Below are 23,097 nucleotides of genomic sequence, written 5' to 3' on the forward strand. Positions count from 1 at the left end.
CAGTAGTCAGTAGTCAGTAGTCAGTAGTCAGTAGTCAGTAGTCAGTAGTCAGTAGTCAGTAGTCAGTAGTCAGTAGTTATTGGTTATTGGTTATTTGTTATTGGTTATTTGTTATTTGTTATTTGTTATTAGTTATTAGTTATTGGTAACAACTGACAACTGACAACTGACAACTGACAACTGGCAACTGCTTTCCGTACAACGTCATCAGGAAGAGGGAATAAGTTGTAGGGTGTGTCGCTAAGGATCGAAAACTTAATAACTTAAACACCTCCTAAAGTCCTTTCTCGTTTAAGTTGCGATATCAAAGGAGGTAGAGCCTGGTAACGAGCAAAACTTTTTACCCCACCCCAACCCTCCCCTTAGCAAGGGGAGGGAGTAAGAAATTCACAAATGATTTAGGATTGCTATATCAATCAAAGACTTATCCAATCTTCTCTATTTAGTTAGAGATCGATCGCAGGCGACGCACCCTAGGAATATTTTATAAAGGTTATTTTCACCGCCCTCCTTTAAATGAAAATACTTGCCCAAACTTAACCTCTCTGAGTTTCTTTCGCCACGATTCCATGTAGATGTAAAATACGGGCGTTAGATACAGCGTCAAAACTTGCGAAAATAACAGTCCGCCGACAACTGCAATACCTAACGGGCGGCGAGATTCTGAACCTGCACCAACTCCCAACGCAATTGGTAATGTGCCCATTAATGCCGCCATTGTAGTCATCATAATTGGTCGGAAACGCACTAAGCAGGCTTGATAGATTGCTTCGGCCGGTTTTTTGCCATCTATGCGCTGGGCTTCGATCGCAAAATCGACCATCATAATCCCATTTTTCTTGACAATTCCTACCAGCAAGATGATGCCGATGAACGAATAAACGTTGAGTTCGACTCCAAACAACATTAGTGTTAATAATGCTCCAAATCCCGCCGAAGGTAATCCCGACAAAATTGTAATCGGATGGATGAAATCTTCGTACAAAATGCCGAGGATTAAATAGATGACCAAAATTGCGATCGCCAACAACATCCCCAAACTAGGTAGCGAACTCTGAAATACTTGACTCGCGCCCTTATAATTGGTGGAAATGCTCTCAGGAATCAGCGATTTGATGATTTGGTCGATCGCGCTATTTGCATTTCCCAGCGCCACCCCAGGCGCGAGGTTGTAGGAAATTGTCGCAGCATTCATCCTACCGACGTGGTTGACAATTAACGGTGCAACTCCTAGAGAAATTTTGGCAACCGTTGCTAGCGGCACCTGGGTTTCACCCCCAGAAGCATCGCTAGAATTACCCGCTGTACTGATGTAAAGCTGCATCAAAGCATTCGGATCTTTTTGATACTTTGGTTCTAGTTCCAAAATAACTTGATACTCGTTACTCGCACCGTAAATCGTCGAAACTTGGTAAGCGCCGTAGGCATTTCTCAGGGTGTTTTCGATTTGACTAGCCGTAATTCCTAATGCTGAGGCTTTGTCGCGATCGATATCAATTTTGATTTGAGCAGTCATCTGCAAATCGCTGTTAACATCCTGAATTTCCGGCATTGCTTTCATTTTTTCAATTAGTTGCGGTACGTATTTACGCAGCGGTAAAACATCCGAACTTTGCAGCGCCAGTTGGTACAATCCCGTGCTTTGTTGAGTGCCCAGCGGGATTGCTGGAGGATTTTGCAGGAAGACTTGAATGCCTGGAATTTCGGCTAATTGCGATCGCAAACTCTGCACAATTTCGTCGGCACCCATCTGCCGCTGCGAGATCGGTTTGAGGCGCACAAACAAGCTGCCGGAATTCCCCGCAACCGCAGCCCCGCCGCCATTGGCGCTCGAACCGGCCCCGATATTCGAGTTGACTGCTTCCACGTTTGGATCTTGGCGAATCGCACTGACAACCGCTTGCTGGTGGCGAGATAATTCATCAAAAGAGGCATCTTGGGCGGCTTGGGTAATTCCGGTAATTTGTCCCGTATCTTGGCTGGGAATAAAGCCTTTGGGAACTACAATAAATAATCCAACTGTAACGAACACCATTGCTAATGATAAAATCATCGTGGTGCGGTGATATTTTAAGGCTATTTTGAGACTCCAATCGTACAGGCTTAAAATTCGATCGAATACGTACTCAGAAGCTCGATAAAGCCGGCTTTGATTTTCGTGATTTACCGGGCGCAAAAAACGGCTGCACAACATCGGTGTCAAAGTCAAAGAAACAAAGCCGGAGACTAAAATAGAAACCGCAATTGTGACGGCAAATTCATGAAACAAGCGCCCCAACAACTCGCTCATAAATAACATCGGAATAAACACCGCCACCAAGGAAAGCGTCATCGATAAAATCGTAAAACCGATTTCGCTAGAGCCGTTTAGCGCGGCTTCTCGCGGGCTTTCTCCGGCTTCGATGTGGCGGACGATGTTTTCGAGCATGACGATCGCATCATCGACTACAAAGCCCACAGATAGCGTCAGGGCCATCATTGACAAGTTGTCGAGGGAGTAGTCGAACAAGTGCATGATACCGAAGGTGCCGATCAGCGATACCGGTAGCGCTAAACTGGGAATGACTGTGGCAGAAAGATTGCGTAAAAATACGAAAATTACTAAGATGACAAGGGCGATCGTCAAAACGAGGGTAAACCGCACATCATCCACCGACTCGCGAATCGATTGAGACGCATCGTACATCACCCCAACCGCGATCGAACTTGGAATCTGAGTTCTCAAATTGGGTAGCAATTTTTGAATCGTATCTACTACTTCTACGGTATTCGTGCCCGGCTGTCTCTGAATCGTGAGGATAATTGCGCGATCGTTATTGTACCAACTAGCAAGTTGAGTATTTTCTACACTGTCAACCACTCGCCCTAATTGTTCGAGATAAACAGGCTGTCCGTTTTTATATGTCACAATTAAACGGCGGAATGCAGCAGCATCTTTCAGTTGTCCGTTAGTTTGCACAGCAAAGTTTTTATGACTTCCCGAAAGGCTTCCTGTAGGTAAATTAACATTGCCTTGTTGGATAGCAGTTTGCACTTTGTCGATGCCAATTTGCCGCGCTGCTAATTGTTGCGGATCGAGTTGAATTCGGGCGGCGTATTTTTGGGAACCGTAAATCTGAACTTGCGCCACACCGTTGATTGTCGAAAGCTTTTGCGCGAGATAACTTTGCGCGTAGCTATCAACTTCAGAAAGCGGTAAAGTTGGGGACGTGAGATAAAGGTAAAGAATTGGCCCGTCGGCGGGATTGACTTTGCTGTAAGTCGGCGGATTTGGCAAATCGTTAGGCATTTGGCCCGAGGCTGAAGAAATTGCCGATTCGACATCTTGCGCCGCATCATCAATATTATGACTGAGATTGAATTGCAGGGTAATTTGAGTTTTGCCGCTGGTACTGGTAGAAGTCAGCGTATCGAGTCCAGCAATACTCGAAAATTGCTTTTCTAGGGGGCGCGCTACCGATGCGGCCATCGTTTCCGGGCTAGCACCGGGGCGGGAAGCGCTAACTTGAATTGTGGGATAATCGACGTTGGGCAAATCGCTAATCGGTAGCAAGCGATAACTCATCCAACCAAAAATTATAATTGCCGCCATCACCAATGTGGTCATAATTGGACGGCGAATAAATGGTTCTGAGAGATTCATTGGTTATATCAATTTCGGTTTTACTGAAATGACTGATGACTGTTGACTGTTGACTGTTGACTGTTAGTTGTTATTTGTTATTTGTTAGTTGTTATTTGTTAGTTGTTAGTTGTTATTTGTTAGTTGTTATTGGGAATTGAGAATTGGAAATCGGGAATTCGTAGCCAGTAACCAATAACCAATAACCAATAACCAATAACCAATAACCAATAACCAATAACTAATAACTAATAACCCATTTCCAACAACTAACAACTAATGACTAATGACTAATGACTAATGACTAACAACTAATGACTAATGACTAACAACTAATGACTAATGACTAATGACTAATGACTAATGACTAATGACTGATGACTGTTGACTTTGCGAACGAAACGAAGTGAAGCACTTGCAGGAGTTTGAGATTACTTTTGTCTGCCAAATAACTTTCGACAATCCAAATATAAAATCGATCGCCCTAGGGATTTTTGGGGGATTTCCATGACTTATTTCCCGATGAATTGGAATCGCTGCCAGATTTTGCACCAGTTTCTTTGGCTTTAGATGTGTCTGAATTATTATTGCCTTTACTGCTATCTGAATTATCTTTAGCATCCTCTGCATCTTTAATCCGAATCTTGCTACCATCAACCAGATTAGCTTGTCCGTCGGTGACAACATCATCACCAGCATCTACACCTTTTTTGATGACACTTAATCCGCCGATCGTATTTCCGACAACTACAGGCACATTGTCTACTGTATCGTCGTCTTGGGCGACAAATACAAACTGTCCGTTCGGCCCGGTTTGTACTGCTTGGGAGGGAACTACAATTGCATTTGGCTGTTGAGATAATGTTAAGGTAGTATTGACAAATTGACCGGGAAATAGTTTCCCATCGGCGTTATTGAAATCGCCAATCAGTTGAATAGAGCCTGTGGAATTATCAACCGTGTTGTTGACAAATGACAAGGTTCCTGATATTGGGCGATTGTTGCCGGCAAAGGTGACATCAACTTTTAGCTTGCCGTTGTCTACGTATTTTTGGATGTCTGAAAGGTTGGATTCGGGAACAGAAAAGGCAACTTGAATAGGATTGATTTTCGAGATTGTGACTAAGGGTTTGTCTGTGCTCGGTTGCACTACATTGCCTTCTGTGACTAGGATATTGCCGGCGCGTCCGTCGATCGGTGCAAACACTTTAGTATAGGATGATTGCACTTGAGCGTTTTGCAAACTACCGCCGTCGGCGCTGACACTAGCTTGAGCACCCTCGATCGCCGATCGATCGCCATCAACAACAGCCCGAGCATTGTCAATCCCCACTAAATCGCTCTTCACCGCCGTCTGAGCGTTCTCAATTCCCACCAAATCGCTCTTCACCGCAGTTTCAGCATTTGCGATCGCCACGGAGTCACCTTTGACGACAGACTCCGCATTTGTGATGCCAATGCGATCGCTCTTTACCGCCGTTTCTGCATTGGCGATCGCCTGTTTGTCAAGCTCCACCGTTGCCGCCGCAGCTCGACTGCTAGTAGCGTATTGTTGCGCCTGATCTTGACTAATTACTCCTTGTTTGTAGAGTTCTGCGTAACGTTGACTTTGGGCTTCGGCATACTCGGCTTGCGCTCGATCTTTGCTCAAAGTTGCCATCGCCTGCTTAACCGCACCTAAGTCTTTTTCCAACGTCATTTTCGCCTGTTCAACAACTCCCTTATCTTTCGCCAGAGTCATTTTCGCTTGTTCGACAACACCCAAATCTTTTTGCAGAGTCGCCCTAGCTTGTTCGACAATTCCTCTATCTTTATCCAAAGTCGCCCTAGCTTGTTCGACAATTCCTTGATCTTTAGCAAGATTAGCCGTCGCTTGTTGCACCTGGGCCCGGTCTTTTGCTACGATACCCTGAGCTTGTTGGATCGAAGCATTTTGAGAGCGATCGTCGATCGAGAAAAGCAACTGTCCTTTCTTAACTTCTTGCCCTTTCTTAAAATAAACTCCCGTCACCCGCCCGCTAGCCTGTGCTGTCACCGAAACAGTAGCACCAGATTGCACAGTACCGATCGCCTGTAACTGAATCGGCACAGTTTTTTTAGTCGCCGTCGCCACCAGAACCGGAGTTATTTGCATTTTACCACCGCGACGGCTCGCTTTTTCCGGTTTAGGGGCGATCGCCCGTTGCCAAACCAAAAATCCCAAACCACCAAGCAACAACAACCCCAGCAAAAACATCGCAATTCGCCCTTTTGCCAGCACCTTTTGAGGCTTCGGTTCTTTTGCTAAAATATTATTTGTAGGCTCGCTTTCCGGCAAACTCGGAGATTCCAGAGCCACTTCAGGAACAGTGTCATTCGGAATTTTATCAACAATTTCAAAATTCTGCGTCGGTTGCTCGTTCAGCTTCAAATGTTCATCAGAAACTTTAGGGCGAGTGCCATTTCGACTGTCACTAATAATTTCTTCTATCATCACAAACCTCTTAACAATAGCCCTCATCTCATGTCTCGTAGACGAGCGCAAAAAAACGGTTAGTAGTGCGGACTTCAGTACACTCTTGAAGTTCGTAGTGCGCTCAATCCACCGGACATAACATCACTTTTCATAGCAATTATTAGATTTTCAGTAGAATTCCCTTTGCTATCTTGAATTTATCTCCGTAAATCGGTGTTAATCTGCCTCGATAGGCGGTTAACTTATTACTCAAACATTGATGAAATTCAAGTTTATTATAGGGTGCGTCAGACCCAAAAGTTAGCAATTGCTGAAAACATTAAACCCCTGACACACCATACAAAGACTGAAAACAAACAAAACTTGTTCTTAGATCGTTTACTTAGCTTTAGCTCCAGACTGCCCATTTTGCGCGCGAGGATAAGCAGCCTTGAGAATCCCCTTAACTTGGGTTTTTTGCTCAGCACTGAGGTTTAGCTCGTTAAGAGCTTTCCGCATTTTTTCGCCTCCCTTGATTTTGGAGTCCAACTGTTTCACCTGCTCGGGAGTTAGCACCGCTTCGACTTGTTTGCGAAGTTCGTCGCGTTTCTGGGCGCGTTGAGCAGGAGAAAGCTTCGGTTGTCCTGAAGTTGCTGCATTTGCCGCCACCGCGTTAGATTTGGTGACATTAGAAGCGTTGGATGGCATACAACCAGACAAACTACCTACCAAGATGGTGCCGGCGAGGATAAATGCTGCTGCGATGGTATTTCTTTTCATGATTCACTGCCTGTAAATTAATCTTCACCCACAAATCTTAGAAGCTTAAACCAGCCAGCGCATCACGCAATACTCCTAATCTAACCAGTCAAAAAGCACATAGCACTTGTGACTTTTTTCCTAGTCCCAAACCCCAAAATCAGCCACAAAGGCTCTAACGCAATCGATCGCACCTTCGCTAAGCTGTTATGGCAAAAGGGGGAATGGGAGAGTGGGAGAGTGGGAGAGGGGGAGAGTGGGAGAGGGGGAGAGTGGGAGAGGGGGAGAATTGCCCAATTACCAATTACCAATTACCAATTACCAATTCCTTCAACATCCATCCATAACATCCGGTGACGAACTTCCTTCACCCTAGGGAAAATAATATGTTTTTTGACTCCAAAATACCATCTATAATTAAATCATGGCGATTGCTTGAATCGCTTCAGATATTGATGGGAAAAAGTTCTATGATTCGGCTAAACTATCCGTCCTTTCGTTTGTTGCTTTATTTGGAGTGGCTGCTGCTAGCGACGGCCGCATTGATAGAAATGCTGCATCAGTTTCAGTCGCTGCAGTCTCTAATATGGCGCGTGGGGGCGATCGCACTTTTCGGCATCATCGGGCTGCGTTTACCAACAGTTAACTTACGTAAAAAAGTTTTATTCACAGCCCTCGAATTTGGATTGATTTTCCTACCAATAGTCCAACAAGGATTATCCAGCAGATCGAGCTTTTTGCTGTTTCTCGTTTTGCTGATGCGGAGTTGCCTAATTTTCCGGCAGCCCGGACAGATAGCAGTCTTAAGTTTAGCAATGGTGTCCTATACTTCGCTGCTGTTGTTCAAACCAATTTTACCCGAAAAAGTCATTTCCACAGTTTGGGAATGGCGGTTGAGCAACGTGTTATTATTTGGGTTGACCTTAGTATTTGCCTTGCTATTAATCAATGCCTTAATTGCCGAACGTCAAAGCCGAGAGGAATTAGAAATTGCCCACGACAAACTAGCGGTGACTCACCAACAACTGCGCCACTACGCACTGCGAATAGAAGATCAAGCAACATTGCAGGAACGCAACCGCATTGCTCGCGACATCCACGACGGATTGGGACACACCCTTGCAGCTCAAACAATTCAGCTCAATAACGCCCTATTGTTCTGGAATTCCGAGGATGAAAAAGCCCTGGGATTTCTGAAACAAGCCAAACAACTCGGTTCAGAAGCATTGTTAGAAATTCGCAAATCTGTTTCTGTATTGCGATCGAATCCTTTGCAGGGATTATCGCTGGAAAGTGCGATTAACAAACTGCTCCAAGACTTTAAGTGCATGACGGGTAGCGAAATTTCTGACTCAATTAACTTACCTGTTAGTTTATCTCAAGAAATGAATATCACGCTTTACCGTATTGTGCAAGAATCGCTGACCAATATTCACAAACACGCCCAAGCAACGCTCGTCATAGTTAAATTGCAGCAACAGGCAGGACTGATTCATTTGTCGATTTCTGACAACGGCAAAGGCTTCGATCCGGCCCAGAATACTACAGGATTTGGAATGCAAGGAATGCGAGAACGAGTGGCGGCGCTGAGCGGTCAATTTTCCATTTACAGCGAGTCAGAAAACGGTTGCCGAATTTCAGTTTCTTTGCCTTCTCAAAATATTTAGGGTTGATAATATGATTAGAATATTGCTAGTAGACGATCAGCATATTATTCGTCAAGGACTCAAAAGTATGTTAGAGTCCAATTCAGATATGCAAGTAATCGGTGAAGCAGAAAACGGACAGCGGGCGATCGCCCAAATCCCAATTTTAGCGCCCGACATCGTACTGATGGACATTCGGATGCCCGTGATGGACGGCGTAGCAGCAACCGAGGCGATCGCCAAATCCTATCCCGACACAAAAGTCCTGGTGTTAACCACCTTTGACGACGATGAATATGTCAGCAAAGCAATGCGAATGGGTGCCAAAGGCTACCTGCTAAAAGACACCGAACCCGACGAATTAGCCCTAGCAATTCGCGCTGTTTATAAAGGACACACCCAACTAGGCCCCGGATTGTTTGAAAAAGCCCTGATGACACCTGCGGTAACTAATTCCCCGGCGGTTTTGCCGCCAGAATTAGAGCAACTCACTCCCCGAGAATTAGAAGTATTGCGTTTAATAGCTTCAGGTGCAAATAACCGAGAAATTGCTCAAACCTTATTTTTGTCAGAAAATACAGTCAAAAACTATGTAACAAATATTTTGAGTAGATTGAATTTACGCGATCGAACTCAAGCGGCGCTATTAGCTCATTCACTATTTAATCCCAAAATCTCATGAGACCTGATAGTAATGTATGATGGTTTCTATAATTAAAATATTGAAATGCGATGCTTTCAAAACTATTAACTACTGCAATTGTTTTTCTGTCTGCCGGAACCCCTTGTTTGGCGATGACTCCCTCAGAATTAGCAACATTTGCAACCAACTATAAATACAATGAAAATGCTCCGGTAGCTTATTCTTATTATGACAAAAGTTGTCAAACTACTGTTTCTGTGCCGCTGGTAAAAACTCTGGATTTAGGTAGTGGAAGAATCGGAGGAATTACTAACAAATATCTGTGTTGGGGAGCTACCTATACTTATTTTGAAATGACTCGCGGCAACTTAGAATCTATTCGAGTCTTTGCGGAAGTAGGTGCAGGCCGATCGACTCGTTATACAAACTGGGGCCCCGTGGCAAATCCTGGGGATGATTTAACTCAGGATCAGCTTATATCTGTAGCAAAAGCGATCGCCAAACATACGCAATAAGCTAGCTTTTTGCACAAATATTCGATCGACCAGTTAACCGCAGATAATTGAAAAAAGAGCGATCGCCTGAATGCAATTGTGTTTAATGTGTGTTTAAGGACTGCATTTAATACTCTCTAATTTCAGGATGGATGAATTGATAACCAGCAGCCTTAATCTTTTGATTCGACACCTTCGCATTATAAGGCCGCACGCTAGGACTTCCATCCCAAGTAGCTTTTGGCAGATTGTGACGTTCAAAAATGCGATCGAGCAATTCGCGACTCGACAGCGACACATCCCCAACTAAATTGTAAATTCCCTGCAATCGATTGTCCAAAGCAAAGGTTAATCCCCCAACAATATCATCCCGATGCACCCAATTTGTAGCATCTTCCCCCCTACCCGGACGAGTGGTTCCAGCCCAGCCTCCAAAGATTTTAACTAATTCTCGCCCAGGCCCGTAAATGCCACCCAAACGAAAAATGCAGGTGTGAAGATTTGGACTGGATGCTGCTAATAAAATTCGTTCTGTTTCGGCGAGAATTTCACCGTTGGGATTGGCTGGCTCCACGGGCGATTCTTCGTTTACCAGTTTACCTTGTCGATCGCCATACACAGAATAAGTACCCGTATAAATCACCTGTTTAACCGTCGGTATCTGCTGCAAAACTGATACCAAAGTTGTCGCCGTCTCTAAGTAACTTTCTCGATAAGCACTAGAATTTCGAGCGCCGACGCACAGCATAACAGCATCTTGGTCTTGCAGTAAACTGGCGATCGCACTTGCATCATTTCCCTTAACTACAGCTACCCGCTGGGCGACAGCCTCCAATTCACTGACTCGGCTCGCCGTCGTAGTTGTCGCCGTCACGGTACAATCGGGTTTAGCGCGTAAATGTTTGGCTGTCGCAGTACCCACATAGCCGCAGCCGACGATCGCCACTTTCATAAAAAATTCTCCCTTCTATCATCCCATCTCAAATTATTACCGATTTTGGCGATCGATTAGTCAGTCAGAACGATCGCACCTGAAGCCATCATTACAAACTGGATTAGTTGGGATTTTTCAGTTTTTAAGCGGCTTACCTTCTCGATTCACAATACGGCTTTCACCATCCTTAGCCGTGACATTTTCATAAACTCCTTCATCCCGCTTCACGTACTTGCTGAAACCAGAATTTTTATAATCGGTGTCGGATGTCGGCTTCATCAACCTTGGAGCGCTCAGCAAACGGCGCACCGGAGCATCTGCGGGAGTATCTCCGGGTTCGCACTTAGCCAACTCGCACAGTTGGCCCCAAGTCGAAACTTCCAGATTCATGCTGTGCGAAACTTCTAACTGCTGGTTGTTTTTTGAACAAAAATAATCGTAGACAGGCATACTAAAAATCTCGTTGGCTACTACTAAAATTATTAATTGCACGGTAACAATGAGTATTATAGCTCAACATTACTAAATGTTCAAGCCCAAAAAATAAAATTTACTATTTTTAACGGTTGTTGAAACACGAAATCAGCTATATTATTAACCCTGTGCTGTTGCTCCCGGATACGATCGAGACCGAGCCCAAAAGTACCCTACCGTGAAATCGTCTCGCGCGATCGCTCGATCGACGGTTAGCAAATGCCTGCAAGACTTCCCTAAATGCAGTCAAAAGAGCGATCGTCAATTTCAGACTGCACCCAAATAACACATTTTAGATTTCAACTATAACAGCAGGATTCTCCCACCATACCGCCTCGGTTGGTGGCGGGTCGGACAAGCGCGTGAGGCTTGTGATTGCACCGCATATTGAATCGATCAGCGCAGCGTTCGACTCTCGATGCGGTGCATGAGTGAACGAACAAGATTTGTTACGAAGTGGTTGCTTTCTCAAACTTCACGAGTTATATTTATCTTAGAGTTTAGTGAACCCATGAGCCAAGTTATCACCGCAAAGCTAAGGTTGAATCTTACCGCCGAACAGAAGTTGGCGGTGCGTGATACTGCGCTGGCTTACCGTGATGCTTTGAACTATACTGCCATGATTGCTTTCGGCAATAGTAAGTCTAATAATGGCACTAAATTACAAAAACTCGTCTATACCCACCTGCGCTCCGAGTTCAAACTAGGTGCACAGATGGCGTGCAACGTACCTAGACAGGTGGCGGCAACCTTTAAATCCTTGTCAACCAAGCTTAAACAGAACAACGAAGCTATTAAAAAGGGATACACCAAGAAGCGCTTCAAGGGGCTTGATAAAGCTCCTAAATACGCATCTCGGACTGTGACCTTGAATTATCAGCGAGATTACACGTTTAAGTCCGATCAACAGGTCAGTATCGGAACGTTAAACGGTCGAATTGTTGTGCCTTACGAGGGTTGGAATAAGCATTTAGATTTGATCAAAGTCTGTCCCAATATTGGTGCAGCAAAGATAGTCTACCAGCGTTCTTCCAAGATTTACTATTTAATGGTAAGTCTTGAAATAGAACTACCGGACATCGACCCAACAAGTATTACCCGAATTTCTGGTGTTGATGTTGGGATGAGATATTTGGCAGTAGAAACAGATTTAAACAATAGGTCTGCATTCTACTCTGGCGCTTCATCTCGACACAAAGCCAATCAATATCAGAAGGCTCGAAGAAGTCTACAGCGTAAAGACACCCGTTCGGCGAAGCGACGACTAATCGCTTTGTCAGGACGGGAGAGACGGTTTATCGCTGATGTGAACCACCAAATCAGTAAAGAAGTTGCCAAGCCTAACAGCTTGATTGGACTAGAAAACTTGACTGGAATCCGTGATAGAACAAAATCCAAGTCTGGCAATTCGGCAAGCAAGAAACAGCGTAGGGCTAATCGAAACAAAGCTAAATGGTCATTTGCCGAATTGCATGGCTATATCGACTACAAAGCTAATTTGATTGGCAGCCTAGCAACTAAAGTTCCAGCACATTATACTTCTCAGAGTTGTCCTAAGTGTGGGCATACCTCGAAGGCTAATCGATCGAACAAGGGGCTAATGTTTCGTTGTGAATGTTGTGGGCATGAATTACACGCTGATTTGGTGGGAAGCAGAAATATTGCATTAAGAACGTTGCTCGTTCGGCAAGACTGGACGAGTACGGGGAGCTTGTCAGTATCCCCCGATGTGTCGCGCGATGAAACTAAAGCTGATCTCCTGCAAAGGTTTTCAGAATTGCGGTGGAGCGTAGATACAAGCCCTCATCATATCGGTATCCCGATTGATGACGGGTAATTGACGTTTATTCATCTACTCACCAGCGAGGGTTTACCGATGAGCGATTTCAAAGTTACACCAGAAGTAGAGCTCAACATAGCTCAAATGTTGGAGAGATACCAACTGCAAGACGAGACAATTCTGCGGCGTTGGGCAAAACTGCACGGTATCAACAGCACTCGCGGTTTCTTCTATCCCGGCGAAGTAGATTTGATGGATCACGCTCACCACCACATTTATAATTTGGGAATGAGCATTGGTGAATATCAAAGTCTTTTAGACCGCCGTCGCAGCAATTCCGACACATCGGGCGATCGCAATAAAACAGTAGCAACTCAAGTTGCTGACGAAGCATACGATGCCATAGAAATGCTGAAAGAACAGTATTCTGAAGCAGTTGATTTAATGGGAGAACGTATAGCAGACCATTTCATCGACGAACTAGATTTATCAGTGATGCGACACCTTTCTCAAAAAGTTAAAGACCGCCGTGCTCTCAACGGTCAAGCTAAAAAACCCAACCGTTTTCTGCAAGTGATTAAAGCCGTATTGCAACCGAGCAGCGAAAATACGCTTCTAGTCCCCAGAAAAGATGATGACTCTAGTTTAGAACTAGAACAGCATCACCGGCTAGGCTAGCCTGGAAAAGTTGCCAGGTGAAACGCTACTTATAGCGGTAGGGTGCGGTGTGCTTCGCCCTACATAATTAAGTTGTGCGCCAGCAGCAGGAAAGTAATAAATTTGCTGTTTTTGACAATTCTAATTCACCTTTAAATTATTGTAAATTTAAGACTGGAGAGAGATGTATTTTGTGCCACATCTACATAAAATCAGAGTTGAATCTCAACCGTCAATCTAACCAAAGGTAGACAAATGATTAAATCTTGGATGGTAATTGGAGGTGTCGCCTTTGCGGTAGCACTGTTGGCTAACTTGCTCTCGCCCAGCGACATTAAGTGGTTCAACCGCTTGCAGCGTCCGAAATGGCTAGTATTTGAAAAAGCAATTCCCATCATTTGGACAGTAATTTTTATTTGTGCAGCTTGGTCAGCAGTGATTGTTTGGGAAAAAGAACCGGGAACTCAGGAGACTTGGCTGAGAATGGGTTTGTACCTGCTTTTAGAAATAGTAACCATATCTTATACATCTGTGATGTGCAAACTTAAGAGCCTAAAAGTCGGCACAATCATCGGCGGAACGGGCGCTATTTTAAGCGTAATACTAGCTTTAAGCGTGTTGCAAGTTTCCCAGCCTGCGGCCCTGTTATTGCTACCTTACATACTCTGGAGTCCGATCGGCACTTACACGACTTGGGCGATGATGCACCTGAATCCGGCGGATGTTTAGCCTTTCATGGAATTAGTCATTTTAATGGGATTGCAAGCATCAGGAAAAAGCACCTTTTGCCGCGACTATTTAGCTGCAACGCACGTTTTGGTCAGCAAAGATTTAATGCGAAACAATAGAAATAAATCGCGCCGACAAATTCAATTAATTGAAAATGCACTCCAAGCAGGTCATTCAGTCGCGATTGATAACACCAATCCCGCAGTTCTCGATCGCAGACCGCTGATTGATATCGGTCGCACCTATCATGCCCAAATCATCGGTTACTACTTTGAATCAATAGTCAGCGACTGTTTAGCTAGAAATCAAAAGCGATCGGGCAAATCTCAAGTTCCAGACATAGCAATTTATGCTACTATAAAAAAAATGGTAGTGCCCAGTTACGACGAAGGGTTCGATCGGCTGTTTTCCGTCTGCATAGCAGACAACTTTAAATTAGAAGTAAAAACCTTGTCCGCAGAGGAAGTTATTCATGGACAATCAGATATTTGAAAAAAAAATGCGGGAGCTAGAATACTTTCATAGCTTGCGTTTATTGCCGGAAACTCACACAGTAATTCGCGCCGACGGCCGCAGTTTTTCAAAATTTACTTCCTCAAGTTTTGATAAGCCTTTCGACTTAAAATTCCACGAACTAATGGTGGAAACCGCCAAAGCGCTCCTGTCAGAACTAGGCGGCATTTACGCTTATACCGAAAGTGACGAAATCTCAGTTTTGTTTCCTCCAGATTGGGATTTATTTGACCGCAGCTTAGAAAAAATTGTCTCTATTTCTGCCAGTATTGCCAGTGCAACTTTCACTTGTGCCGCCCAAACAACAGTAAATTTTGACACCCGCATTTGTTCCGCAGCGAACAAATCGCAAGTAGTAGATTATTTTCTATGGCGCCAAGCAGATGCAGCGCGCTGCGCTTTGAATGGCTGGAGTTATTGGATGCTGCGAAAAAATGGCGAAACGGGTGAAAATGCAACAGTTATATTAGACAAACAATCGGTGGCTTTCAAAAACGAATTGCTGTTTCAAAACGGAATTAATTTTAACGAACTGCCGGCTTGGCAGCGCCGGGGAACGGGATTGTATTGGGAAAAATACGATAAACCAGGTTATAACCCGATCGAAGGCAAAGAAGTTGTGGCAGTGCGGCGACGACTCAAAGTCGATGAAGAGCTGCCCATGAAAGAGGAATACAAAGAATTTATTTACCAATTTTTAAATGTTGGCGATTAACTCGCCAAGGATATCTTGTCAAATCTAGTGGCAATTGATGAATGCTCGGTCGGTTTTAACCGAATGCAAGCTTTGAGATGGGGGTTTAAACCCCCTGCCCAAAGTCTGGCAAGAAGTTAACCTAGGGACTCGGAGACGGGCTCGGAGGCTCGGTTTCCGGTGGATCGGGAGCCACCGCCGGAGATTCGGCAGGCGGAGGATTCAGGGACTCTTCCCAAACTTTGATTTGCGATCGCGCTTGCTCAAAAGCCCGAGCTCCCGAGGGAATTTTCTTCAAAGTGGCGATCGCCCCAGCCAGATCCGACGACGACTGTTCCACAGCAAGCGCCAAAATCCGCTGGCTCCACTCATCAATCGCCTCACTCGCCTGCCAGCGGAGCGAACTCGACTCTGGTACCTGAAGGGCAAGGGAAATTGCCGTTTCCAAAGCGTCAGCAGTCCCCGGTATGGCTGCCTGACGGGCGCTCTGCAAACCTTGTTCGCCCAAAAATTGAGCCTGCCAAGTCCGAATGTTCGATCGAGCTTCCTCATAAAGCACCCTTCCCGATCGAATCCGGCGGGCCATCTCAATTGCCCCCGCCAAATTGCCGCTTGCTGCTAGCTGCTGAGCTCTATCCAAAAACGGCTGGTCTTGAAGGCGCTGTCTTCTCTCGATCCAAGCTTGAATTTTGGTTTGAGCTTCCCGGTAAAGCGTCCTACCTTGACCGATCCGAGAAGCTTGAGCCACGGCGGCCTCCAGAGAATTCGGATCGCCCGCGCTCGCCAAATCGTTAGCTCTTTGCAGGTACGGACTGTCTTCGAGCAGCTCGATTTGACGGCTCAAGTTAATAATTTGAGTGCGAGCTTCCCCGGAACGGGGATTTGATTGGGGGACTGTTTGCAATTGCGCGATCGCAGCCCTCAAATCCTTCACTCCTCCCGGCGCCGCCAGCCTGCTTGCCACATCCAAAGTTTTCACATCAGCAATTTCTTGCTGCCAGCGCCCGACTAAATCTTGAGCTTGTTTGTACAAAGGGCGACCATCCTTCAACTTTTGAGCAATCTCGATCGCCTTAGACAAACCCTCAACCGAGCCAGTCAAAGCCTGAGCCGTAGCACTCGCCAACTGGTTAAAATCCTCAACTTGTGCTTTTAAATTTGCCGCATCTGGAATCTTGTTAGCGATCGCGACCGCCTCCTGCCAATCGCCGGCCTGCAAGCGTTTTTGGGCGATATCCAGAATTTTTTTGCTAAATTCCGCGATCAGCTTATTGGCAGCCTGATACAAATAACTGTTTTGATCGATTCCCTGAGCCAGCTTAATACCCGTCACCAGATTGTCCAGCCCTCCCTCCGAGGCTGTATTTCGGGCTTTAATCAACTTATTGCCTTCAGCCTTTGTCGTGTCAATTGCCTGAGTCAGTTCTTCGTACTTAGTCGATTCCCAGAAAGTATTTCCCGTATCCAACAGCAGATTAGCTTGGCGGAAAGCTTTGCCCCACTCTTCCTCACGCAAGTAGGCGACTGCGGCAGCGTAAATTTTCTCTGCATCGTTCCATATCGACTGCCACTGTTGAATCTGCTTTTCCACCGCCGGGTAAGCGGGAACGTTTTGAGGAACCTTGCGGGCGATCGCGACGGCCTCCTCCAGCTTCCCTTCTTGGAATCTAGCATTTCCCAACTTGAGAATATCCTGCGACCACCGATCGATTTGACCGTTAATTCTCGGTCGCAGGGGGTGATCTGACGGCAAAGCATTTACTAATTCGATCGCCCGCAGCAAATCATCCACCGTCCGCTTGCTAGCTGCTTCTTGAGCGCAAAAAAAGCGATCGTTAGCAGAAGCCGTCGGCCAAAAAACCTTCGAGCAATTCGACTCCGCAGTCAAGTTGAGCAAAGACGCAATTGCCACAAACCCCATACCCACCGACAGCATCAAACTCACCGCCAGCCAAAACTGCCAGTTCTTCGACCACCTCCGCCACAAAGGATTATGTTCCTCCGGCTGCCAGTTTTCCCCAGACTCTTGGGGCCGCTGTTCCAGATACCCTCCCGGCTGTTTTCCCGAAGTCACCAACTCACGGATTTCTTTAAGTCGCTCAGCGCGGTTTTTCCTGGCGGGAATTGGCACTAGCGAGGAAGTATCCTTTTTTGACTCGAAGGATTCTGATGCAGACCAATGGTCTGGTGTTTTGCGATCTTGACTCATAAATCTCCGCTCACCACAAACAGCAACCAGCCTGTCTTAATTATTTCAAAACTGCGATCGCTGCTATCTACTGCTCTATAGAATGTCTTCATACTTTTACATACTCCCGTCGGCCCAAGACTGCTTTGGGCCGATCCCCAAACTGCCAAAATTTTAATTTTGCGATTAGGTAATTGATAATGCGTAATTGGCAATTGGTCAAGGCCGTCATCCCTAACTCGCACTCAATAGAGCCAATTACACATTATCGTCTCAAGAACCGGAGTTCGATCGCAAATCGCCAATCAGTTCAGCCAATTCGTCGCTGTTAGCTTTGTAAACCTCGTTGCAGAAATGGCAAGTAGCCTCAGCCCCGCCATCTTTTTCGATCATGTCTTGGAGTTCCGCTTCGCCCAACATTTTGAGAGCTCCCAAAACTCGCTCGAAGGAACAGCCGCAGTGAAAGCGCACCATCTGAGTTTCCGGGAAAATTTCTAGCCCCATATCACCCAGTAACTCTTCGAGAATCTGGTGCAGCGTTTTGCCCGATCGTAACAGCGGCGTAAAGCCCGACAGTGCAGCCACCCTAGATTCTAGAGTTCGCACCAGTTCTTCGTCCGCTGCAGCCTTCGGCAACACCTGCAACAGCACGCCCCCAGACGCTTGCACACCGCCCGCCCCGACAAAAACCCCCAAAACCATAGCCGAAGGAGTCTGCTCCGAGGTTGCCAAATAGTGAGTCAGATCGTCGCCAATTTCGCCGGAAACCAATTCTACCGTACTTGAGTAAGGGAACCCGTATCCAACATCCCGCACCACGTACAAATAGCCCTCACCGATGGCCCCGCCGACATCGAGTTTACCTTTGGCATTGGGCGGCAATTCCACTGTGGGATTGCTCACATAACCTCGAACCGTGCCATCAAGTCCCGCATCAACCAGAAGTCCGCCCAGCGGCCCATCTCCTTTGATGCGAATGTTGACCCTCGATTCGGGGCGCTTCATGCTGGATACGAGTAACAGCCCCGCCGACATCGTGCGTCCGAGGGCGGCTGTAGCCACGTAGGAGAGGTTGTGTCGCCCTCTTGCTTCTTCAGTCAGACGGGTGGTAATGACGCCTACAGCCCGAATTCCGCCATCTGCTGCTTTCGCGCGAATTAATTGATCGGCCATGAAAAACCTTACTTTTCTCTTTTGATACTTCCTTCAACTATTTTAGAAGCTCTTGAAGGTTGTCGCAGCAGGGAGCAGCAGACTCGACCGGTATTGAAGGGCGATCGAACTTCACAACTCCCGTATTTTTAAAGGTAAAACCTTCATCTACTATTTTTTAACAAATAGTCTGATTAATTATTAAAAATACATTCATTGCCACATAATATCAATTCCTGTTGCACTCATACATGATGTTAATAGTTAACAGTTAACAGTGAATTTACTATTCCGATCATAACGAATTTGATATAATCTCTATACCTAGGGGGAACCACACCGCACCGCGAGCCATATAAATAAGCATATAAAACCACTTATTTAGTTGTTTTGAAATAAATATTTATTGAATAGTCCAGCATAACAAGTGCATTTATTTTTTCGCTCCCGCCCGCACTCATTCAAGTGACAATTACTAACAACCAACAACTAACAACTAACAATTGAGAGAGCGGACACGCACCATCCACCGCTCCTAGCAACTAACAACTAACAACTAACAACTAACAACTAACAACTAACAACCAACAACTAACAACCAACAACTAACAACTAACAACTAACAACTAACAACTAACAACTAACAACTAACAACTAACAACCAACAACTAACAACTAACAACTAAAGCTTATCTTACCGCTAACCTGGCGATCGCCAAACCTTTACCTTGGCAAGCTAGAGTCAGATGCGTAGGTCTGACACTAATGTTTTTTAGCTGGAAATAACGGATATGCCACCAACATATAAAGCACTTTTAGCGGAAGTCCAGCATAACACAGGAGCGACTCGAAACTTGCATTTTTATGCCAAGGGCGAAACCATTCCTTTGATGTCTCAAGGACTTTGGCGCGTCTGTCAAGGCTTAGCACAACTGAGTACGCTTTATCCAACCGGGGAAGAAGGACTTTTGGGTTGGGTTGGGCCTTCGATGTGCTTCGGTTTGTGGTTGACAAATTTGCAGACTTACCGAGCTACGGCGACATCTGATGTTTATTTGATTTGGTATTCTATGGTGGAAATCGAAGCTTCTCCTCAATTGGCTCAGGAGTTGCTGCCTCAAATGGTTCGGCGGCTGCGGCAAATGGAATCAATTTTGGCGATCGCCGGAGTGCGGCGAGTAGATCACCGTTTGTATCAGCTCCTGCTATTATTGCAACAGGACTTCGGTCAGCCTGTGGTTGAGGGAACTCGTTTGAGCATCCGCTTGACTCATCAAGATATTGCTAATGCTATTTGTACGACGCGGGTAACAGTAACGCGAATGCTGGGAAAATTGCAGCAGCAGGGGTTAATTAGTCGAGATGGCGATCGGCATTTAATACTTAACAAAGATGTTTTTGCCTCTACCTCGGATTTGTTTGGCTGCCATCCTCAAGGAGTGTAGCAAGGGACAGGAATTTGCATCTACTTGAGAATTATTTGTATTGCTCTTGCTCCCGCTATCTAGACCCATAGATTTGTAGCCGGAAAAGATATAATTAAGCGGTGCATCTATTTAGGAAGAAATTCAATGGCTAACTCTACTCAAGAAACACCAAAACCAGACAAAAAAGAATTAATTGACATCACAGCTAAACCTCAAGAACAAGAAGAACCGCCAAATAAGGGTGACGGGCGGAAATAAATATAGTCTTGGAGGCAAAAACCGGGTTTTTTACCAAGATTGCGGTTTTAAGCAAATATTTGGGTTAAAAAACCCGGTTTCTAGCTACCTGCGCTTCCAGCAAATGATTTGACAAATTACTCGGTTTGTGCATTGCCATTGGTCGATCGCAACTTAGGCTTTCCAGGCATCTTTCTGCGTCCCTCCAAAGAAACAACATCAGCCTCAGAAGTCTCCCTAGCCACCCGAATCAGCAACCCCGACAACAAAAAACTCGCTACCATGGATGAGCCCCCGTAACTAAAAAACGGCAGCGGTAAACCCGTAGTCGGCAAAACCCCCGTCGCCACCCCAATATTCAGCAGCGACTGTCCCACCATCACCACCATCGCCCCAATCGCCACCAACTGACTCTCAATATTCCGGGCCCTCGTCGCCACCCTCAAAGCCACAGTAGCGTAAGCCGCCAACATCAGCAACAGCGAGAAACCTCCCACCAAACCAAACTCCTCAGCAAACACAGCAAAAATAAAATCGCTGTACTGAATCGGCAAATAAAATAACTTTTGCTGCGACATCCCCAAACCAACACCCCAAATCCCCCCAGAACCCACAGCTAGCAGGCTTTGAATCAACTGATAGCCATCCTGCATCGGATCGGCCCAAGGATTGAGAAAAGACATAATCCGGCGGCGCTGATATTCCCGAAAACTAATACTTAAAACCGCCAACATCATACCCCCCACAGCCGTTGCGCCCAACTGCAAGTAAGGCAAGCCCGCCGCCAAAGCCACCAACCACAAAGTCATCCCGCACAAAGCCGTGGTGCTCAAATTTGGCTGCAACAAAATTCCCAACAGCATTGCGCCGAAAATTAACAGCCAACTAAGGCGAACTTTATTTGTCAACCGGGGCCAGTTGCCGAAAATGCGGGCGCTTTGGAGTACAAAAAACGGCTTGATCAATTCCGAAGGTTGAATAATCGGCACCGGGCCCAGAGATATCCAGCGAGTCGCCCCGTTGACGGTGGTTCCCACTCCCGGAATTAAGGTCAACCAGAGCAATCCCAGCAGCAACAAAATGCCCAACTGAGCTGATTTGAGCAGGTAACGCAGGGGGGAGTATACCATTAAGTTAAAACCTGCCAGCCCGATCGCCACTGCGATGAGCTGTCGTTTAAAATAGTAAAGGCCGTCTCCAAATTCAGAATTTGCAATGGGATAGGAAGCCGAAAACAATGCTGTCAGCCCTACAAACAGCCACAAAAAAGTCAGCCACCTGAGCCACCGGGCCTCAGCGCCCCATTGCGACGCCCTGGGGTCAAAAAACGGAATGAAGCGTCGAATGTCATTAGCCATAGGATTTTAGAACGATCTCAATAAATTTTAACAAAGATGGCTAAAGTACCAGATTGGTTAATTTACGCATTAATACGCATTAATCTGTTCGCTATTATATGATTGGTGGGGATTTTTCGGCAATGCAAGCGACTAAATATATTGACTGCCAGACTGCTTTTGTTTGTGAAGCAATTGGCGCTATTGTTTAGATCGTCACACATTGTTTTCAGACAAGTTAAACTGTAAATTAGCGTTTGCGTACAAGTGCCATATGTCAGACATTCACCTTTTGTCAGCAGCAGAAAACTTCAATAGTAGAGAGATTGGGCTTCTTGATTTACTGCGTCAGTATCCACTGCGAGTCAATGAGGGAGTATGGGTATTGTCCGAGCCTCCTAAAAATTTAGTGGAGCATGCCACAAATAATGTCTACTTAAGAAATTTAAGAGCTCTTAACGCTCTTGAGGAAAAAGGTTTAACACAAAAGCAAAACAATGAAATACACCTGAGTCACCTAGGAAAAAAAGTAGCGGAACACCTACAAAAAGTAGCGGAAGAGATACAAGAGAAGCACCAGCAATCAATAGATCGGACTCAAACGCAAGCAAAGCTCGCCAAGAGTAAGGCAATGCTCGAACTGTACAAGCAAGGCTTAACCTATCTAGAGATTGGAGTTCAGTATAAAATAACTACGGAGAGAGTGCGTCAAATTCTAAAATTTAATCCTGCCTTTCATGAGTATTTGACAGAAAGAAAACAAGCTCAAAAACAAGCTCAAAAAGAAAAAGCAGAAAAAAAGAGGCAAGAACGGTTAGCCAAAAGCATAATTACACTCTATCCCGAACGTGTTGCACAATTGTGGGACAATGATAAAAACGGCTCTCTCAAACCTGAAGATGTGAACGCAAAGTCGTCAATTGTATTAGTTTGGTTTAAATGCCCAATTGATGGAAACTCGTGGCAGAAAAAGACAAAAGATATTACTACAAGTTGGAATAGAGGATCTAGTGGATGTCCTAAGTGTGCTGGAAGAAAGAACAAGCCAGAGAGACATCCCGCTCTAACTGAAGTATATTCTGAACTAATCTCCCAATATTGGGACTATGAGAAAAATAATGAGCTAGGTATTAAACCATCAGAAATAACTCTTAGAAGCAATAAGATAGCATGGTTTAGGTGTCCGCATGATGGCAGTGTATGGCAGTCAAGCATTGTTTTGACAGTAAATCGGTGGTCAAAGGGAAATACAGGTTGCAGGGTTTGTAATGGAACAGATAAGCGTCAACGCGGTAAAGAGAATCCTAGAAAGAAGTAAAGTTTCGCGAGCAATAATTGAGTAGAGATGGAGGAATACTAATTCCACAATATTTCTTC

Annotated in this window: 19 protein-coding genes; 10 read left to right on the top strand and 9 right to left on the bottom strand. The window is 45.4% G+C overall.

Annotated elements, in window-relative coordinates; all coding sequences use genetic code 11:
- Positions 1 to 499: 499 nt before the first annotated feature.
- The 4 genes from QUA97_RS19525 to QUA97_RS19535 all read right to left on the bottom strand — a co-directional run bounded on the left by QUA97_RS19525 (position 500) and on the right by QUA97_RS19535 (position 6,836).
- Positions 500 to 3,643 (bottom strand): efflux RND transporter permease subunit, encoded by a 3,144-nt coding sequence (locus QUA97_RS19525; RefSeq protein WP_333195607.1) that lies wholly within the window; start codon positions 3,641 to 3,643, stop codon positions 500 to 502.
- A gap of 126 nt (positions 3,644 to 3,769) precedes the next feature.
- Positions 3,770 to 3,898, bottom strand: a complete 129-nt coding sequence (locus tag QUA97_RS28345; protein ID WP_442922543.1) for a D-galactonate transporter — start codon at positions 3,896 to 3,898, stop codon at positions 3,770 to 3,772.
- Positions 3,899 to 4,106: 208 nt separating this feature from the next.
- Entirely contained in the window at positions 4,107 to 6,095 is a 1,989-nt protein-coding gene (locus QUA97_RS19530; protein WP_333195608.1) for an efflux RND transporter periplasmic adaptor subunit, read from the bottom strand.
- 360 nt (positions 6,096 to 6,455) lie between these two features.
- On the bottom strand, positions 6,456 to 6,836 hold the full coding sequence (locus QUA97_RS19535; RefSeq protein WP_194063040.1) for a hypothetical protein: 381 nt from the start codon (positions 6,834 to 6,836) through the stop codon (positions 6,456 to 6,458).
- A 449-nt stretch (positions 6,837 to 7,285) separates the two neighbouring features.
- Between QUA97_RS19535 and QUA97_RS19540 the strand changes: the two genes are divergently transcribed.
- From QUA97_RS19540 to QUA97_RS19550, 3 genes are read left to right on the top strand one after another with little or no spacing between them, the layout of a single operon-like run.
- Positions 7,286 to 8,482, top strand: coding sequence for a sensor histidine kinase (locus QUA97_RS19540; protein WP_333195609.1), 1,197 nt, complete (start codon positions 7,286 to 7,288; stop codon positions 8,480 to 8,482).
- Positions 8,483 to 8,492: 10 nt separating this feature from the next.
- Positions 8,493 to 9,143, top strand: a complete 651-nt coding sequence (locus QUA97_RS19545) for a response regulator transcription factor (RefSeq protein ID WP_194070267.1) — start codon at positions 8,493 to 8,495, stop codon at positions 9,141 to 9,143.
- 50 nt (positions 9,144 to 9,193) lie between these two features.
- On the top strand, positions 9,194 to 9,619 hold the full coding sequence (locus QUA97_RS19550; protein WP_194070268.1) for a hypothetical protein: 426 nt from the start codon (positions 9,194 to 9,196) through the stop codon (positions 9,617 to 9,619).
- 106 nt (positions 9,620 to 9,725) lie between these two features.
- Here QUA97_RS19550 and QUA97_RS19555 read toward each other — a convergent pair whose 3' ends face one another.
- Positions 9,726 to 10,550: an NAD-dependent epimerase/dehydratase family protein gene (locus tag QUA97_RS19555; protein WP_194070270.1), complete on the bottom strand. Its 825-nt coding sequence runs from the start codon at positions 10,548 to 10,550 to the stop codon at positions 9,726 to 9,728.
- Between the two features lie 117 nt (positions 10,551 to 10,667).
- A complete protein-coding gene (locus QUA97_RS19560; protein WP_333088660.1) occupies positions 10,668 to 11,024 on the bottom strand; it encodes a zinc ribbon domain-containing protein in 357 nt (118 codons plus the stop codon).
- 493 nt (positions 11,025 to 11,517) lie between these two features.
- Here QUA97_RS19560 and QUA97_RS19565 point away from each other — a divergent pair, with 493 nt between their 5' ends.
- The 5 genes from QUA97_RS19565 (at position 11,518) to QUA97_RS19585 (ending at position 15,400) form a co-directional block, all read left to right on the top strand.
- Complete coding sequence (locus tag QUA97_RS19565) at positions 11,518 to 12,843, top strand: RNA-guided endonuclease InsQ/TnpB family protein (RefSeq protein ID WP_194070272.1); 1,326 nt, start codon at positions 11,518 to 11,520, stop codon at positions 12,841 to 12,843.
- Positions 12,844 to 12,882: 39 nt separating this feature from the next.
- Positions 12,883 to 13,464, top strand: a complete 582-nt coding sequence (locus tag QUA97_RS19570; RefSeq protein WP_194070274.1) for a hypothetical protein — start codon at positions 12,883 to 12,885, stop codon at positions 13,462 to 13,464.
- Positions 13,465 to 13,698: 234 nt separating this feature from the next.
- A complete protein-coding gene (locus tag QUA97_RS19575; protein ID WP_194070276.1) occupies positions 13,699 to 14,172 on the top strand; it encodes a TspO/MBR family protein in 474 nt (157 codons plus the stop codon).
- A 6-nt stretch (positions 14,173 to 14,178) separates the two neighbouring features.
- Positions 14,179 to 14,664, top strand: a complete 486-nt coding sequence (locus QUA97_RS19580) for an AAA family ATPase (RefSeq protein WP_333195610.1) — start codon at positions 14,179 to 14,181, stop codon at positions 14,662 to 14,664.
- The gene (locus tag QUA97_RS19585; RefSeq protein WP_333195611.1) at positions 14,645 to 15,400 is read left to right on the top strand and encodes a tRNA(His) guanylyltransferase Thg1 family protein; all 756 of its coding nucleotides are present in this window, start codon (positions 14,645 to 14,647) and stop codon (positions 15,398 to 15,400) included. Before QUA97_RS19580 ends, QUA97_RS19585 begins: the two co-directional genes overlap by 20 nt.
- A 121-nt stretch (positions 15,401 to 15,521) precedes the next feature.
- Here the strand turns inward: QUA97_RS19585 and QUA97_RS19590 are convergent, their stop codons facing one another.
- Together QUA97_RS19590 and hslO are read right to left on the bottom strand one after the other, a co-directional pair.
- Positions 15,522 to 17,588, bottom strand: a complete 2,067-nt coding sequence (locus QUA97_RS19590; protein WP_333195612.1) for a hypothetical protein — start codon at positions 17,586 to 17,588, stop codon at positions 15,522 to 15,524.
- A 252-nt stretch (positions 17,589 to 17,840) separates the two neighbouring features.
- The gene (gene hslO, locus QUA97_RS19595) at positions 17,841 to 18,740 is read right to left on the bottom strand and encodes an Hsp33 family molecular chaperone HslO (protein ID WP_333195613.1); all 900 of its coding nucleotides are present in this window, start codon (positions 18,738 to 18,740) and stop codon (positions 17,841 to 17,843) included.
- A 770-nt stretch (positions 18,741 to 19,510) separates the two neighbouring features.
- Between hslO and QUA97_RS19600 the strand changes: the two genes are divergently transcribed.
- Positions 19,511 to 20,164, top strand: a complete 654-nt coding sequence (locus QUA97_RS19600; protein ID WP_194070286.1) for a Crp/Fnr family transcriptional regulator — start codon at positions 19,511 to 19,513, stop codon at positions 20,162 to 20,164.
- A gap of 356 nt (positions 20,165 to 20,520) precedes the next feature.
- Here QUA97_RS19600 and QUA97_RS19605 read toward each other — a convergent pair whose 3' ends face one another.
- Positions 20,521 to 21,741, bottom strand: a complete 1,221-nt coding sequence (locus tag QUA97_RS19605) for an FtsW/RodA/SpoVE family cell cycle protein (RefSeq protein ID WP_194070288.1) — start codon at positions 21,739 to 21,741, stop codon at positions 20,521 to 20,523.
- Between the two features lie 253 nt (positions 21,742 to 21,994).
- Between QUA97_RS19605 and QUA97_RS19610 the strand changes: the two genes are divergently transcribed.
- On the top strand, positions 21,995 to 23,038 hold the full coding sequence (locus tag QUA97_RS19610) for a zinc-ribbon domain-containing protein (protein ID WP_333195614.1): 1,044 nt from the start codon (positions 21,995 to 21,997) through the stop codon (positions 23,036 to 23,038).
- Positions 23,039 to 23,097: the final 59 nt, after the last annotated feature.

Origin of the sequence: Microcoleus sp. CZ3-B2, assembly GCF_036705055.1 — a bacterium.
In the GTDB taxonomy this organism is placed as follows: domain Bacteria; phylum Cyanobacteriota; class Cyanobacteriia; order Cyanobacteriales; family Microcoleaceae; genus Microcoleus.